This window comes from Fontibacillus phaseoli, from assembly GCF_003337355.1.
GTDB classification, from domain to species: domain Bacteria; phylum Bacillota; class Bacilli; order Paenibacillales; family Paenibacillaceae; genus Fontibacillus; species Fontibacillus phaseoli.
In genome coordinates this window covers 20,069-36,915 of record NZ_QPJW01000011.1, presented here as the reverse complement: position 1 = coordinate 36,915, position 16,847 = coordinate 20,069, and the positions used below count along the sequence as shown (strand labels likewise).

The 16,847-nt window shown below is 52.3% G+C and carries 12 protein-coding genes; 11 read left to right on the top strand and 1 reads right to left on the bottom strand.

What is annotated here, in order from left to right; translation table 11 throughout:
- Nucleotides 1–152: 152 nt before the first annotated feature.
- From DFP94_RS20070 to DFP94_RS20020, 11 genes are all read left to right on the top strand, one after another.
- Nucleotides 153–1,628 carry a catalase gene (locus DFP94_RS20070; RefSeq protein WP_114498270.1) on the top strand — a complete coding sequence of 492 codons (1,476 nt, stop codon included), beginning with the start codon at nucleotides 153–155 and terminating at the stop codon, nucleotides 1,626–1,628.
- A gap of 234 nt (nucleotides 1,629–1,862) precedes the next feature.
- On the top strand, nucleotides 1,863–2,651 hold the full coding sequence (locus DFP94_RS20065) for an ABC transporter ATP-binding protein (protein ID WP_114498269.1): 789 nt from the start codon (nucleotides 1,863–1,865) through the stop codon (nucleotides 2,649–2,651).
- A gap of 3 nt (nucleotides 2,652–2,654) precedes the next feature.
- Nucleotides 2,655–4,298: a hypothetical protein gene (locus DFP94_RS20060; protein WP_114498268.1), complete on the top strand. Its 1,644-nt coding sequence runs from the start codon at nucleotides 2,655–2,657 to the stop codon at nucleotides 4,296–4,298.
- A gap of 48 nt (nucleotides 4,299–4,346) precedes the next feature.
- On the top strand, nucleotides 4,347–4,709 hold the full coding sequence (locus DFP94_RS20055) for a nitrous oxide-stimulated promoter family protein (RefSeq protein ID WP_114498267.1): 363 nt from the start codon (nucleotides 4,347–4,349) through the stop codon (nucleotides 4,707–4,709).
- Between the two features lie 212 nt (nucleotides 4,710–4,921).
- Entirely contained in the window at nucleotides 4,922–6,322 is a 1,401-nt protein-coding gene (locus DFP94_RS20050; protein WP_114498266.1) for a cytochrome ubiquinol oxidase subunit I, read from the top strand.
- A complete protein-coding gene (cydB, locus tag DFP94_RS20045; protein WP_114498265.1) occupies nucleotides 6,309–7,325 on the top strand; it encodes a cytochrome d ubiquinol oxidase subunit II in 1,017 nt (338 codons plus the stop codon). The genes DFP94_RS20050 and cydB overlap by 14 nt, the downstream gene beginning before the upstream one ends.
- Entirely contained in the window at nucleotides 7,325–9,139 is a 1,815-nt protein-coding gene (gene cydD, locus DFP94_RS20040) for a thiol reductant ABC exporter subunit CydD (RefSeq protein ID WP_114498264.1), read from the top strand. Before cydB ends, cydD begins: the two co-directional genes overlap by 1 nt.
- Nucleotides 9,136–10,938: a thiol reductant ABC exporter subunit CydC gene (cydC, locus tag DFP94_RS20035; RefSeq protein WP_114498263.1), complete on the top strand. Its 1,803-nt coding sequence runs from the start codon at nucleotides 9,136–9,138 to the stop codon at nucleotides 10,936–10,938. Before cydD ends, cydC begins: the two co-directional genes overlap by 4 nt.
- Before the next feature lie 997 nt (nucleotides 10,939–11,935).
- The gene (gene gltC / locus DFP94_RS20030; protein ID WP_114498262.1) at nucleotides 11,936–12,844 is read left to right on the top strand and encodes a glutamate biosynthesis transcriptional regulator GltC; all 909 of its coding nucleotides are present in this window, start codon (nucleotides 11,936–11,938) and stop codon (nucleotides 12,842–12,844) included.
- A 275-nt stretch (nucleotides 12,845–13,119) separates the two neighbouring features.
- On the top strand, nucleotides 13,120–13,563 hold the full coding sequence (locus tag DFP94_RS20025) for a DUF1641 domain-containing protein (RefSeq protein WP_114498261.1): 444 nt from the start codon (nucleotides 13,120–13,122) through the stop codon (nucleotides 13,561–13,563).
- A 60-nt stretch (nucleotides 13,564–13,623) separates the two neighbouring features.
- Nucleotides 13,624–14,802, top strand: coding sequence for an NAD(P)/FAD-dependent oxidoreductase (locus DFP94_RS20020; protein ID WP_114498260.1), 1,179 nt, complete (start codon nucleotides 13,624–13,626; stop codon nucleotides 14,800–14,802).
- Nucleotides 14,803–15,329: 527 nt separating this feature from the next.
- Here the strand turns inward: DFP94_RS20020 and gdhA are convergent.
- Nucleotides 15,330–16,709 carry an NADP-specific glutamate dehydrogenase gene (gene gdhA / locus DFP94_RS20015; RefSeq protein WP_245954999.1) on the bottom strand — a complete coding sequence of 460 codons (1,380 nt, stop codon included), beginning with the start codon at nucleotides 16,707–16,709 and terminating at the stop codon, nucleotides 15,330–15,332.
- Nucleotides 16,710–16,847 lie beyond the last annotated feature (138 nt).

Here is a 16,847-nt window from a genome sequence, read left to right as displayed (position 1 = left end):
CCTGAATTCTCCTTATATAATAATCCAGATTTATTCATCAACCTCTCATCTAACCTTCATGCCAATTGACATGCGGGCATGTTAGAATTTAATTCAGAACTTAGATTAAGTCTAAATCCAATAGTAATTAAATTCGAAAGGATGATTTATAGATGAATAATCAGTTGACTACGAATCAGGGAGCGCCAGTAGGGGACAATCAGAACTCGCGGACGGCGGGACAACGCGGTCCGACGCTGCTGGAGGATTACCATTTACTCGAGAAAATCGCCCACTTCGACCGGGAGCGGATTCCTGAACGCGTCGTCCATGCACGGGGTGCGGGGGCTCACGGGGTATTCGTTACCGAGCACGGTATGTCCGAATTTACCAAGGCGCATTTCCTGCAGGCAGTAGGACGGGAAACGCCGGTGTTCGTCCGCTTCTCGACGGTGATCCATGGTCAAGGTTCGCCGGAGACGGCTCGCGACCCGCGTGGGTTTGCGGTGAAGTTTTATACGGAGGAAGGCAACTATGATCTGGTCGGGAATCATTTGCCGGTATTTTTCATTCGTGACGCGATCAAGTTCCCTGATATGGTCCATTCGTTGAAGCCCGCGCCGGATACGAATATTCAGGACCCGGCCCGCTATTGGGACTTCATGTCGCTGTCGCCGGAATCGACGCACATGATGACCTGGGTGTTTTCGGATAACGGCACGCCGGCAAACTACCGGCAAATGGACGGGTTTGGCGTACATGCATTTAAGTGGATCAATGCCGAAGGGAAAATCACCTACGTCAAGTACACATGGAAGTCGAAGCAGGGCGTGGTGAACTTGTCGGCGGACGAAGTGCGCGAAGTGCAAGGCGGCGATTTCAACCATGCGACGCGCGACTTGCACGATCTGATTGAGCAGGGCAACTTCCCGCAGTGGGAGCTGAACGTACAGTTGATGCCGATCGAAGACGTCGATCTGTGGAGCTACGATCCGCTGGACCCAACGAAAGTGTGGTCGGAGTCTCATTACCCGCTCATTCCGGTTGGTACGATGACACTGAACCGCAATCCGGAAAATTTCTTTGCCGAAGTGGAACAATCCGCATTTTCTCCAAGCGTGCTGGTGCCGGGGATCGAGCCGTCGGAAGATAAATTGCTGCAAGGCCGGCTGTTCTCCTACCCGGATACCCAGCGTTACCGACTTGGCGCCAACTATTTGCAAATTCCGGTCAACTGCCCGTACGCACCGGTTCGCAATCATCAGCGGGACGGTCTCATGAACGTGATGCAGGATCTCTCGCCGGTCAACTATGAGCCGAACAGCTTGGACGGAAGCCCGAAAGAGGACCCGGGCTACAGCGACAGCGTCGTGTCGGTGAACGGACATATCGGCCGCGAAAAAATCGCCAGGACAGATGATTTCACCCAAGCAGGCGAATTGTATCGCAGCTTTACCCCGGAAGAGCAGGCGAACCTGATTGGCAACCTGGTGAATGATTTGAAGCAAACGACGGAGCAAACCCGGCTGCGTGCCATCTGCAACTTCTTCCGGGCCGATGTCGGCTATGGCATGCGCCTCGCGCAAGGCCTGGGCGTGGATATCAGCGGCTTCATTCCGGCGGCGGGAAGTCAAGATCAAGAGGCATAAACGGAAATTGAACCAAATAAAACACAAAGAAAGACGGAATCCGGAAGGGTTCCGTCTTTCTTTGCAGTAATGTTATATATGGGACTTCCTGGATTTTTTAAAGATAGGTGCTTCAATTGGACAATTTCCAGGCATTAAACTATGTGCGGAGACTTTATTGGAATTCGGTTGAAAAAAATCCAATCTAATCGTAGTCAGGACAAAGATATGATTTATAACGGAGAGGGTGGGAATATGACTATTGACAACAGTCCTGTCATTACTTTACGGGATTTAAGAAAGAAGTTTGCGGACAGCTATGTCTTGAACGGCATCGATTTGGACGTGCATCCCGGGCAAATCATCGGATACATCGGCCCTAACGGGGCGGGCAAGAGCACGACGGTAAAAATTATGTTGGGCCTCGTCGAAGGATACACCGGCGAAGTCCGGATTTTCGGCGCAAGCCCGAGCGACGGCGGAGTGGAGTACAAGAAGCGCATCGGCTATGTGCCGGAAGTTGCGGAAATGTACGATACGCTGACAGCGCGGGAGTATCTGACGTTTATAGGCGAGCTGTACGGCCTGAGTTTCATGGAGGCGGAGAGCAAAGCGAAGCGCCTGATGGAAATGTTCGGGCTGAGGGGTGTGTTCAACGTGCGGATAGCCACCTTTTCCAAAGGAATGAAGCAGAAGGTGCTGATTATTTCCAGCCTGCTGCATAATCCGGATATTCTGTTCCTCGACGAGCCGCTGAGCGGGCTGGATGCCAACAGCGTGATGGTTGTGAAGGAAATTCTTGCCCTGTTGGCCGCTCAAGGGAAAACAGTCTTCTATTCCTCGCACATTATGGACGTCGTGGAAAAGATCAGCGACCGGATCATTCTGCTGGACGGGGGACGCATCGTGGCGGACGGCAGCTTCGAGCAGTTGAAGGGCCAGAGCCAGGAAGGGTCGCTGGAGCAGATCTTCAATCAGTTGACCGGATTTAACGAGCATCGGGAGATCGCGGAGCAGTTCGTGGCGATCGTGCAAGAGGTGTAGCCGATGAACGAGTCGAGTTTGTTGCGGGTGCTGGACCGGTTCAAAGGCGGTTTCGGAAAAATAGGGGTGGATTATCCCGTGATGCGGCGCATTCTCCAAGTCAAGCTGACGATGGACGGAAGAAGAGTGCCCACGATTATCGGCAAGTCCCGGAAAAAGGATGGGGAAGACGGCGGGACGGAAAAAAACCAGTTTTTCGGCTCCTTGTGGCTGTACCTGATTTTCGGGGCGTTCAGTTCCATGTTCGTGGCCCTCGGGGATAACTTTATTTTTCAGATGAGCCTCGTTTTCGGCATTTTTATGTTCATGATCATGACTTCGTTAATATCGGACTTCTCCTCCGTGCTGCTGGATATCCGGGACCGCAACATTTTATCCACGAAACCGGTGAACCGTAGAACCATTGCGATGGCGAAGATGCTTCATATCTGTTTTTATATGTTTTTTCTTACCGGGGCAATTGCGATCGTTCCGCTGGGAGTAGGGCTTGTGCGGCACGGAGTCGGATTTTTCCTGCTGTTCGCGGTGGAATTGGTCTTGATGGACCTCTTAATCGTCGTAATTACGGCGCTGATTTATCTGGGCGTGCTTAAATTTTTTGACGGGGAGAAGCTGAAGGACTTCATCAATTATGTGCAAATCGGACTCACCATCGCCATCGCGCTCGGGTACCAGTTGCTGATTCGGCTTTTCGATTTCGTGGATATGCAGCAGGCGGCGTTCCAGCCAAAATGGTGGCAGTTCGCCCTTCCTCCGCTGTGGTTCGGCGCACCGTTCGAGACGATGCTGCACAGGGACGGGAATCCGCTGTTTCTTTTGCTTTCATTATTGGCTTTAGCCGTTCCGGTGCTGGCCTTCCTGTTGTATCTGAAACTGATGCCTTCGCTGGAAAAGAATCTGCAGAAGCTGTCCGACCCGGGCAGCCGCAAAAAAGAGAGTGCGGGAAAAGGGCTGAAGGCGATATCCCGCCTGCTGTGCTCGAGCCCGCAGGAACAAGTATTTTTTCGGTTTGCCTGGACGATGATGGGAAATGAACGCGAATTTAAGCTAAAGGTGTATCCTTCCATTGGATTTTCGCTGATTTTCCCTTTCATTTTTTTGTTTACGAACGGCACGGAGGGCGGAATCTCGGGACTTCCGGGGAGTAAGCTGTATCTGTTTATTTATTTTTGCGCCCTGCTGGTGCCGAGCGTTCTTTTAATGCTCAAATATTCGGGAAGCTACAAGGCGGCCTGGATTTACCGGGTTTTGCCGATCGGGGATCGGGTTCCGGTTTACCGGGGGACTCTGATTGCCGCCGTGGTCCGGCTCATTTTGCCCCTGTATGCGGCGGAGGCCGTCATCTTTGCCATTCTGTTCGGCGCCGGGGTTGTTCCGGATTTGATCGTAGCCGGCCTCGCCATTTTAGTCTATACCGTGATTTGTTTTGCTTATCTGAGCAAAGCACTGCCGTTCTCCGAACGGTTTGAAACGGCGCAGCAGAGCGAAGGCCTGCGCATGATTCCGCTTATGCTGCTGCTGTCGGCCTTCGCGCTGGTGCATTATGTGGCTACTATGATCAGTTTCGGCACCTATGTGTACGCGGCGCTGCTGCTGGCCGCCAACTGGATCCTGTGGCAAAAAGCTTTTACCGCAAAATTGCCGTGACCGGAGAGTTACGAATACAAAATCGCAAGTCATAATCGGAGGTTGGAGATGGACAGGAGGACTAGAGAACCCGGACGGGAACATCGTCAGGAAGGAACGAGAATCCGCCGGGAAAAGGCGACGGTCGGACACATGATCGAAATTTTCTGCAAAGGCAAGCATCGAAAGGAACAAAAGCAAGGCGGGTTATGCCCGGATTGCCGGGAGATGCACCGTTACGCCATGAACCGGTTGTCATTCTGCCGTTTCGGGGAAGAAAAATCGACCTGCGTGGACTGTCCGGTCCACTGCTACGCCCCGGATCCGCGGGAAATGATCAAAGAGGTGATGCGATATGCCGGTCCCCGCATGCTGTGGTCCCATCCGGTACTGACGATCCGGCATATGGTGGACGGACGGAAATCTAGATGATTTACGGCTGACACAGTTTTTTCACAACCGTGACCCGAAATGAAAAGTCAGCGGCGCAGCAAGGTTTTTTTAACTTTGTTCACGATTGTGACATCTATCATGTGATTCTTGTCACAAAATTATTACTTTTTACCCGTGTATCTTCATAATTCCGTGATAGAATTCACATTAGTTAAGAATTAATATTGTGTGAGAAAGAGGGAAGAAAAATCATGGATGTGTTAGTGCTGGCACGACTTCAATTTGCGGCGACAACCATTTTCCACTTCTTCTTCGTTCCTTTGTCCATCGGTCTGGTGCTCTTGGTTGCGATTATGGAGACCATGTATGTCGTCAAAGGCAAAGAGGAATACAAACGGATGGCGAAGTTCTGGGGGAAATTGTTCCTGATCAACTTTGCCGTCGGCGTTGTCACAGGGATTATTCAAGAATTCCAGTTCGGGATGAACTGGTCGGACTACTCACGGTTTGTAGGTGACGTTTTTGGCGCGCCTCTGGCGGTGGAAGCCCTGTTTGCCTTCTTTATGGAGTCCACTTTCATCGGGCTGTGGATCTTCGGCTGGGACCGGTTGTCCAAAAAGGTCCACATGGTCTGCATCTGGCTGGTGGCGCTCGGAACAACCGCATCGGCATTCTGGATTTTGGCCGCCAACTCTTTCATGCAAAGACCGGTTGGCTTTGAGATCAACAATGGGCGTGCAGAAATGAACGATTTCTTTGCCCTGATCGGCAACGGCCAATTGTGGGTGGAATTTCCGCATACCGTGCTGGGTGCCTTTGCCACGGGCGCATTCATGATTACGGGCATCAGTGCCTATAAAATGCTGCGCAAGCAGGATGTGCAATTTTTCAAAAAATCGTTTACGATCGCTATCATCGTCGGCCTGACCGCCTCCTTCGCCACCGCGTTGTTCGGCCATCAGCAGGCGCAATACCTGGTGAAGACCCAACCGATGAAAATGGCGGCTTCCGAAGGGCTTTGGGGCAAGAGCGGCGACCCTGCTCCGTGGACGGTATACGCTCATATCGATTCCGACAATGAAAAGAACAATTTTGAAATCAAGATTCCTTATTTGCTCAGTTTTTTGTCTTATAGCTCGTTCTCCGGTGAAGTCAAAGGCATGCACCAACTGCAAGCGGAGTATGAACAAGCCTATGGCCCTGGCGACTACATTCCTCCGGTCCGCACGACCTTCTGGAGCTTCCGGATCATGATCGTCGCCGGCTGTCTGATGATTCTGCTCGGAATGTACGGGGCGTATCTGGCTTGGCGCAAAAAGCTGGAAAAACCGAATAAATTTTTCTACCGCTGCATGTTGTGGGGCATTTCGCTTCCGTTTATTGCAAATACGGCTGGCTGGGTGATGACGGAATTCGGGCGTCAGCCGTGGACGGTATTCGGTTATATGCAGACGAAGGACAGCGTTTCGCCGAGCGTTACTTCAGGCCAACTGTTGTTCTCCCTGATCGCCTACTGCACGATTTACACCGCGCTGGCGATTGTGATGATCTACTTGTTCGTGAAGACGATCAAGAAGGGGCCGTATGCCGAGAACATCGACGATCACTCGTCGGATCCATACTCTAAGGAGGGATACCATGCTGTCTCTTAATGAACTCTGGTTTGTGCTTGTGGCCGTATTGTTCATCGGTTTCTTCTTCCTGGAAGGATTTGATTTCGGCGTCGGAATGAGCACTCGTTTTCTTGCCAAAAATGATATGGAGCGGCGCGTGCTGATCAACTCCATCGGCCCGTTCTGGGACGCTAACGAAGTGTGGCTGCTGACCGCGGGCGGCGCGATGTTCGCGGCATTCCCGAACTGGTACGCCACGATGTTCAGCGGATATTATACCCCGCTCGTAGTGCTTCTGCTTGCCTTGATCGCCCGCGGGGTGGCGTTTGAATTCCGTGGGAAAGTAGCGAACGGGAAATGGAAAGGTACCTGGGACGTGGCGATTTTCCTCGGCAGCCTCCTGCCACCGTTCCTGCTGGGGGTCGTTTTTTCCGGCCTGATGAAAGGTTTGCCGATTGACGGCGACATGGAAATGAAAGCCGGTCTGTTGGATATGGTTAATATATATACATTAGTAGGCGGAATTACCGTCGTCGTGCTTTGCCTGGTCCACGGGCTCATGTTCGCATCACTGCGGACGACCGGTTCCTTGCAAGAGCGTGCGCGGAAACTGGCCAAGAAACTATTGATTCCGTTGGCAGCCTTGTTTGTTATTTTTGCCATAATGACTTATTTCCAGACGGACGTGTTCGAAGTTCGTGGGTTGGTCCTGGGACTGCTTGCTGTAGTCGGCCTGGTCTGCTTCCTGCTCGCGGGAATGTTCATGTCCAAACAAAGGGACGGCTGGGCATTCGGCATGACGGGCGCGCTCATCGCGCTCTCGATCTCCTCCGTATTCGTCGGTTTGTTCCCGCGGGTCATGGTCAGCTCAATCAGCGAGACGTTTTCACTAACAATTACTAATGCGGCATCCGGCCAATATTCGTTGAAAGTCATGACGATCGTAGCCTTGACACTGCTGCCGTTCGTACTGGGATATCAGATCTGGAGCTACTTTGTTTTCCATAAACGTGTTCATGAAAAGGAGCATTTGGAGTACTAATGGGTCGCGGACTAATGAAATACAAAGGGATCAAGCCGGTTCTTGCCATCATGGCCGGCCTGACCCTGATTCAAACCATAGCTATCATATTGCAGGCAAAATGGTTGGCGGAGGTCATCTCCGCCCTGTTTGCCGGCGCCAAGCTGCAGGAACAAGCCGGCGGGGTCGGCCTGTTCCTGCTTGCTTTTATGGCCCGGCAGGGAAGCGGGCTGCTGATGCAGAAGACGGCCTACCGGTTTGCCGAAGTGACCGGGCAGTCCCTGCGCAAACAGGTGTTGACCAAATTGTTTGAGCTGGGTCCGCGCTTTGCCGGTCAGGAAGGCACGGGAAATCTCGTTACCCTCGTTCTTGAGGGTGTAACGAAGTTCCGTAACTACCTGGAGCTGTTTCTGCCGAGGATGCTGGCGACGGGGATTACTCCGGCGTTGGTTTGGTTGTACGTGTTTACCCTGAACAAGACCTCGGCGGTCATCTTGCTAGTGACGTTGCCGATTTTGATCATTTTTATGATCCTGATCGGCTTGGCTGCCCGCAAGCAGACGGAACGCCAGTTAAAGACCTACCGCACGCTGTCGAATCATTTTGTCGATTCGCTGCGCGGGTTGGAGACGTTGAAGTTTCTCGGACGCAGCAAGAATCATATCGATTCCATTGACCGGGTCAGCGATTCCTACCGTTCCGCGACGATGCGGACGCTTCGCGTCGCGTTCCTGTCCTCGTTTGCGCTGGATTTCTTTACGATGCTGTCCGTGGCGTCCGTGGCGGTAAGCCTGGGCTTGCCGCTGGTGAAGGGACAGATCGAACTGCTGCCGGCGCTGACGGTGTTGATTTTGGCGCCGGAATACTTCTTGCCGGTGCGGATGGTCGGCGCCGACTTCCACGCGACGCTGGACGGCAAAGAAGCCGGCGAAGCGATGGAGGCGATCATCGCGTCCGCGGAGAAAGAGGCGGCCAAGGCGGCGCCGGTTCCGGCGGGCGCCGATATGAAGTGGACGCCGCAGAGTACATTGATGCTGCGCGGCGTGGGCATGACGCATGAGGCGGAAAGGGATTCTGCCGATGGTGCCGGAGATCGGGAAAAGGCCGATATAGCCGGGATAACGGAGGAAGCGGGCGGATCGGAAACGCGTCCGTCTCTGGACAGTGTAGATCTGGAGATCGGCGGGATGCGCAAGATCGGCGTTATCGGCGAGAGCGGTGCCGGCAAATCGACACTGATCGATGTGCTCGGCGGATTTCTGCGCCCGACGGCGGGAAGCATTGAGCTGAACGGCACGGTACTGGGCGATTTGAGCCCGGAAGATTGGCGGAAGCAGATTACATACATTCCGCAGAAGCCTTATATTTTCAGCGGCTCGCTGGCTGACAATATTTCCTTCAACAAGCCGGACGCTTCGCCCGGCGATGTGAAAGCGGCGGCGGAGGCCGCCGGGCTTGGCGCGCTGATCGCAAGCCTGCCCGGCGGGCTGGATGAGCCCATCGGCGGCGGGGGGCGTCCGCTCAGCGGTGGGCAGGAGCAGCGCGTGGCGCTGGCCCGGGCGCTGCTGAGCGAGCGGCCGGTGATTTTGCTTGATGAGCCGACCGCGCACCTCGATATCGAGACGGAGTATGAATTGAAAGAGACGATGCTTCCGCTGTTTGCAGGGAAGCTCGTCATCCTGGCGACGCATCGCCTGCACTGGATGCGGGATATGGACGAGATCGTCGTGATGGATCAGGGGCGAGTGGCCGAGACGGGCACCCATAAAGAACTTATGGCGCGCCATGGCGCTTATTATCAATTGGCCGCACTGCAGCGGGAGGGATTGCGATGAAGGGACAGGGACAGCAGGGGCAAAAGGGGCAACTTGCGCAGCGGGAACCATGGATCACCCCGTATTTTCGGATGTACAGCGGCCGCTTTGCGCTTTACCTGATTCTTGGCGTTCTGACGCTGTTAACAGCTTCGATGCTCATGTTTACTTCGGGCTTTCTGATTTCCAAGTCGGCCACGATGCCTTACAACGTGCTGCTCGTGTACGTGCCTATTGTCGGCGTTCGGGCATTCGGCATCGGGCGGGCCGTCATCCATTACGTGGAGCGGCTTGTCGGCCATGACGCGGTATTGCGGATTCTCTCCAAGATGCGGGTGCGGTTGTATCGCGTTCTTGAACCGCAGGCCTTGTTCATCCGATCCCGCTACCGGACGGGGGACATTCTCGGTGCGCTGGCCGATGACATCGAGCAATTGCAGAACGTTTATATCCGCACGGTATTTCCTAGTCTGGTCGCCCTGTTCCTGTATGCTGCGGCGGTGATTGCGCTCGGTTTCTTCGACTGGACGTTTGCTTTATTGATCGCTTTGTATATTTTCGTACTCGTCGCGGTGCTTCCTTATATTTCGCTGAAACTGACGCGGAAGATGGACACGCAAGTGAAACAGGAACGGAACGGCCTATATCAAAAGCTGACCGATGCCGTGATGGGGATCGGGGACTGGGTGATCAGCGGAAGATCGGCCGATTTTCTGCGCGAGTATGAACAGGATGAAGAAGCCGTCATGCGTAAGGAGCGCAAGCTTCGAGCCTGGGCTCGCTGGCGGGTTCTGATCGGACAGCTCGTAGTGGGGATTGCGGTCGTGTCGATGATTTATTGGTCCGGTGCGCAGGCGGAGGCCGGGCAGATCGACTATACGCTGATCGCGGCCTTCGTGCTGGTCGTTTTTCCGTTGGCCGATGCGTTCCTCCCGGTTTCCGAGGCGGTTCAGCGTCTTCCCGAGTACCGGGAGTCCTTGAACCGGCTGGACCGGATTTCGGGCCGGGATAGCGCCGCTCCTTCAGGGGCTTCGGCGGCTAAAGTCGCCGTTTCCCCGGAAGCGGTTGCTGCTGCAGCCGGCAGCGCGCATCTGCGGCTGGAACAAGTCCGCTTCGCCTATGGCGTCGGCGACGGGAATTCCGTTGACGGCGTGACGCTGGATATCCCGCAGGGTAAGCGGATCGCCGTTATCGGCCGCAGCGGAGCGGGCAAATCGACGCTGCTGAAGCTGATCCAGGGAGCCATCGCCCCTACGGGGGGCGCGGTCACCATCAACAGCGTGCCGTCCGCCGATTACGGCGATGACGGCATCCCGCGGATCATCTCCGTGCTGAACCAGAGCCCGCATTTGTTCGACACCACGGTGGCGAACAATATCCGGCTCGGTCGTCCGGACGCGGAGATGGAGGAGCTTGCCCGCGCAGCGGAGCAGGCGCAGCTTGCGGAGCTGGTCGCCGGTCTCCCGCAGGGGCTGGATACGCCGATGCGGGAGACCGGCCAGCGCTTCTCCGGCGGAGAGCGGCAGCGCGTCGCCTTGGCGCGCGTACTGCTGCAGAACACGCCGGTGCTGATCCTCGACGAGCCCACGGTAGGGCTCGATCCGCGTACCGAGCGCGAGCTGTTGTCGACCATTTTTCGGTCGACGGCGGGCAAGACGCTCGTTTGGGTAACGCATCATCTGGTCTATGCGGAACAGATGGATGAGATTATCTTCATGGAGCATGGCCGCATCCTGATGCGCGGCACCCATGCAGAGCTGATGGAGCGCGAACCGCGATACCGCAATCTGTATCACCTGGACTGTCCGAAGGAAGGTTAATCCTTGCTGGTAGTGCGTGGCTATTGCGGAAGTGAGCGGGTAGTCAAAACCAGTGTGCGGTTATTGTGCGGATAGTCTCAGGTTAGTCGTAAGTTTGTCCGAGATATGTCAGAGGTACATCAAGGCACATAAGTTATATCAAGTTACATCAAGGCACTGAGAGGTGCTTCTGAGGTACGCCTGAGTTGTGTGCGAGGTTACGCGGACGTTTATCTCCAAGCTACTTTACGGACTTAAATAACTGGAAAACCTCCAGTTATTTAAGTCCGTAATCGGCTTATCGGTGAATTAACCGGAAAACCTCCAGTTAATTCACTACATGGAACTGCATAAGAGCCAATTCGGTTAAATTAACTGTATGTTTTCCAGTTAAATGATGTGGATGGAGATCAACGGCCAAAATAACTGTAGGTTTTACAGCTAATATCAGCGGAAGCTCCAGAATTCACGCATCTGCCAGCTTAGGGATTCCGCCAAGGTTCTCGATACTCAACCTTCTCTCTCGAATTCATGGCTAATGCGGATATACAAAGAAGAACGGTTAGGCAAGGGGCGCATTCCCCCCTTGCCTAACCGTTTTTTTAATCTGCCGGCGCCGGTTTAACGGCTCCGTTCCCCAAACCAGCGTGTCGTCGATGTAGCCGATCAGCTTGGGAGCGTCTTGGAAATACGGATCGGTAGGTCGATGCTTTGTCCTGCAGCGAGGCTGTCCGCTCCGGATTTCAAGTTTAGACGTCGTGGGATCAGATTGATTTTACCGGAGAAGGATCTGCATAAACCTGCTATTCGCCATTTAGCTATCTTATTGGAATTTACCGGGCTGGTCCGGGATAAGATAAACGCTAGGAAAAGTGTTTAAGACTTCCGTTCCTGGAGCTTACCCGATATAATGGGGGATAATTAAATTAATATTACATGATGTGGAAGTGTTTTTTTAACATACTGAATTTAAAATATTATTTTACGTGAGATATCGGCAGGAGTCGGGGGTGGCGAAGTGGAACTGAGGCAAATCCAATATTTCATCGAGGTCGCAAAGCTGGAGCATGTAACCGAGGCGTCTTATGCGCTGCATGTTTCCCAGTCGGCGGTAAGCCGGCAAATATTCAAGCTGGAGTCGGAGCTTGGGGTGGATTTGTTCATCCACGAAGGCCGTAAGGTAAAGCTGACGCCGATCGGGCGGCTGTTTCTGGAGCATATGGAACATCTCATGAAGGTGATAGAAAATGCCCAGCAGGAAATCAGCGAGTATCTGGACCCGGAACGAGGGATCGTTAGGATCGGTTTTCCCAGCAGCATGGCCGCGCAAATGATTCCAAAGGTGGTTTCCGCCTTTCGCGAACGCTATCCGTCGGTTCATTTCCAACTGCAACACGGCTCTTACAAGGAGTTGGTAGAGTGGGTGGCCAAGGGCGATATGAATTTGGCGATTATGGGGCCTGTGCCACAAAATGAACCGCTAATCAAAGGTGTTATCCTCTTTGAGGAGAAGTTTGCAGCCTTGCTCCCAGCCGGGCACCATCTGGCAGGGCAAACCTCGGTCAAACTGAATGAGTTGAAAGAGGATTTGTTTGTCTTGTTTCCGGAAGGCTTTGTGCTTAGGGACATTGTGGTCAAGGCCTGCGCCAATATCGGCTTCCGGCCTAAGGTGAAGTTTGAGGGCGACGATTTGGACGCCATTAAGGGACTGGTCTCCGCCGGCCTTGGACTTACCGTACTGCCGGAGATTGCGCTCAGTGAACATATCGCTTCGTCCATAGTAATTCTGCCAATTACGGAGCCGCATGTCACGAGAGATGTGGGGGTAATTATTCCCGCAAACCGGGAACTTCCTCCCACGGAGAAATTATTTTATGATTTTTTGCAAGAAATGGCCCCCGATTTAGGAACCGCAAGTAAAGAATAAATATGCGCTGAAATGTGCAGAAAATCGCCCGTAAACGGCCAAAAAAGCAGAATAGCTTGAGTGAAACAGGACAAACTATGATAAAATTCACTGATTATAGTCATTAAGTTTAATACTTAATGACTATTTTTATTGAAAATATGATACAATCAATATCGGGTTGTTTACTGCTTAATTGTTCAATTTTTCACTAACTTAGTAAAGTTGTGAGGGAATTGGGGCCCTGATCGACCCCAAAATTCAAGCACTATGGCTTATTGCAAAGGAGAATTGGTATGTCAGAACCGATCACAGAAACAAAGTCTGTACCAGAAACGACGGTCTCGTCCAGCGGAAACGCTCAGCGCGATATCGTTGATCAACTGCTCAAGCCTGAGGTTCAGGAATCCTTGACAGTCCTTGTTCAGCAGCTGCCTAAATTAACCGAACTGGTTAATCTGATGACGAAATCTTATGATTTTGCTAAAACCGTAGCTTCGGATGAAACGCTAAAGAGCGACACCATCGGGGCGATTACGGAAATTGCCGGACCGGTAAAAGACAAAGTAAAGAATCTAGCGGCTACTGTTATTGAAGCCAAAGACCGCGCCGATGAGAGCACGGAAGTTATCGGTCTTTTCGGCTTGCTCAAAATGCTTAAAGATCCGGAAGCTCAAAAGCTGTTCCGTTTCGTTAATGCTTACCTTCAAGTTGCCGGCGAGAAGAGCCGACAAAAATAAATCAGCTATATCCTATGTACCAACATCTTAATTTGTCAGAACGGAGGACGGAGAATTACTATGTCTAAACATATTGTCATTCTGGGTGCGGGTTACGGCGGCGTATTGAGCGCTTTGAACGTACGTAAATATATGACCAAGGAAGAAGCGCGGGTCACCGTAGTCAACCAGTATCCAACACACCAAATCATTACTGAGTTGCATCGTCTTGCTGCAGGCAGCATTTCCGAACGCGCAGTGGCTTTGCCGCTGGAGAAGCTGTTTAAAGGAAAGGACATTGATCTTCGCGTCGCCAAAGTCGAGAGATTCTCGGTAGACGGAAAGGAAGTAAAACTGTCCGACGGAACGCTTCTTTCTTATGACGCGCTCGTTGTCGGCCTTGGCAGCATCACCGCTTACTTCGGTATTCCGGGGCTTGAACAGTACAGCATGGTGCTCAAATCCGCGGAGGATGCGAACCGCATTCATCGTCATATCGAAGACAAGATCGCGGAATATGCCAAAACGAAAAATGCTGCTGACGCTACTATCCTCATTGGCGGCGGTGGATTGACCGGGGTAGAGTTGGTCGGTGAAATTGCCGATAAATTGCCGGAGCTGAGCAAAAAATACGGCGTAGATCAATCCGAAATCCAGCTTATGCTTGTTGAAGCCGGTCCGAAGATCCTGCCGGTTCTGCCGGATGTGCTGATTGAACGCGCCACGGCTAGTTTGGAAAAACGCGGCGTCAAATTCCTGACCGGACTGCCTGTTACGAATGTCGAAGGCAACGCGATCGATCTGAAAGACGGACAAAAGATCTTAGCCAATACGTTCGTTTGGACCGGCGGCGTGCAAGGTCATCCGCTTGTCGGCGAATCGGGCCTGGAAGTCAACCGCGGTCGGGCGACCGTTAACGAATTCTTGCAATCCACTTCGCATAAAGATGTATTCGTAGCCGGCGACAGCGCGGTTTATTTCGGCGCGGACGGACGTCCTTACCCGCCAACTGCACAAATCGCTTGGCAGATGGGCGAACTGATCGGCTACAACCTGTATGCTTCCTTAACCGGCAAGCATCTGGAAGGATTTAGCCCGGTCAATTCCGGTACCCTGGCGAGCCTCGGCCGCAAAGATGCAGTAGCTACCATTGGCGCAAGCAACTCTCAACTGCGCGGCTTGCCGGCCACGATGATGAAGGAAGCAAGCAACATCCGTTACTTGTCTCATATTAAGGCATTGGATGCATTGGCTTATTAATCGGCGAATTCTCAAAACAAAACGGCATAATCATGCCTGAACAAAGAGCCTTTATCCCCGATCGAAGAAGCGATCTAGGGTGAAGGCTCTTTTTGACTTTCTATTGCTTTCGCATATTTGGCCGATTTCGATTGCTATTAGCTTTCATTACTTTCGTGGTCTTTATTGCTTTCGTTAGTCTTCGCTTCTTTTGTTTGCTTCTCCTCACGAATTCCTGCAATTCTGCAGGAATTTGAAGCCAAACAACGCGATATTAGTAAAATTGGTGCAATAGTGCAGGAATTTACAGCTTGTTCAGGCAAAATTGTTCGGGATGCGAAAAATTGATGTATTTTTGCAGAAATTTTCCCCGACAGAACCCGGTAAGAGATAAATTACTGCACTTTTGCAGGATTCATGCATGATTAGCCCCGCGCCCGTCCCCTCCATGCTGTTCTAACGCTCGCCGGCCAATAAAAAAGAGTACCCGCTGAGCCATGGCATGGCCAAACGGATACTCTCATACCGATCAAGTAAATTACTCTGATTTAAACCACGCCGTGAGCGACCATCGTATCGGCGACTTTCAGGAAGCCGGCGATGTTGGAGCCGACCACGAGATTGCCTGCATGACCGTACTGTTCAGCCGCATTCACGCTGTTTCTGTAGATATTTTTCATGATATCCTGCAGCTTGGCGTCGACTTCTTCGAACGTCCAAGCCAGTCTTGCGCTGTTCTGTGCCATTTCAAGAGCGGATACGGCAACACCGCCTGCATTAGCTGCTTTGGCAGGTCCGAAGTACACGTCATTGCTCAGGTATACTTCAATGGCTTCCAAAGTGGAAGGCATGTTGGCACCTTCGGCTACGAATTTCACGCCGTTTGCCACTAGCGTTTTGGCGGCATCTTCGTTGATTTCGTTTTGCGTTGCGCAAGGCAATGCGATGTCGCAAGGAATGTTCCAGATGTTCTCGCAACCTTCATGATATTCAGCGGATGGATGTGTGCTCACATATTCCTTGATCCGTTTTCTTTCCACTTCTTTCAGACGTTTTACAGTCTCCAGGTCGATGCCGTTCTTATCGTAGACATAACCGTTGGAATCGCTGCAAGCGACTACTTTGGCGCCGAGTTGTTGGGCTTTTTCAATGGCATAGATCGATACGTTACCGGAACCGGAAACGACGACCGTTTTGCCCGCAAAGCTTTCGCCTTTGGTTTTCAGCATTTCGTCCGTGAAGTATACCAGACCGTAACCGGTAGCTTCCGTACGCGTCAAGCTGCCTCCGTAGGTAAGTCCTTTGCCTGTCAGGACGCCGGCTTCGTTTCCGCCGCGAAGGCGCTTGTATTGGCCGAACATATAACCGATTTCTCTCGCGCCTACGCCGATATCGCCGGCAGGTACGTCGGTGTCCGGGCCGATGTATTTGGACAATTCCGTCATGAAGCTTTGCGTGAATTTCATGACTTCGTTATCGGATTTGCCTTTCGGATCGAAGTCCGAACCGCCTTTACCGCCGCCGATCGGCTGACCGGTAAGGGAGTTTTTGAAAATTTGTTCAAAGCCCAAGAATTTGATGATGCTGGCATTAACGGACGGGTGGAAGCGGAGTCCGCCTTTGTATGGTCCGATCGCGCTGTTGAACTGAACGCGGAAGCCGCGGTTAACCTGAACGTTCCCTTGGTCATCGACCCAAGGCACGCGGAACGTAATCAGTCTTTCCGGCTCAACGATTCTTTCCAGGATCGCGTTGTTTTTGTATTTCGGATTTTTGGCGAATACGGGTACCAGTGAATCGAGAATTTCTTTTACCGCCTGATGGAATTCGCTTTCTCCGGGGTTGCGTTTTTTGACGGTTTCATAAACCTCATTTACGTAAGCTTGGGCTGCCTGAAGCTCTGGGCTGGTTTGTGTTGTGATAGCCAATCTCTTCTCCACCTTTCTTTTTTTAACAATATGGTTTGTTCCATTTTTCACGATTTTTATAACTTTAATTGTAATATCCATGTAAGATATAAACAAAACTTTATTTAGATGAACTTGATGACCGTATGAGATGAACTT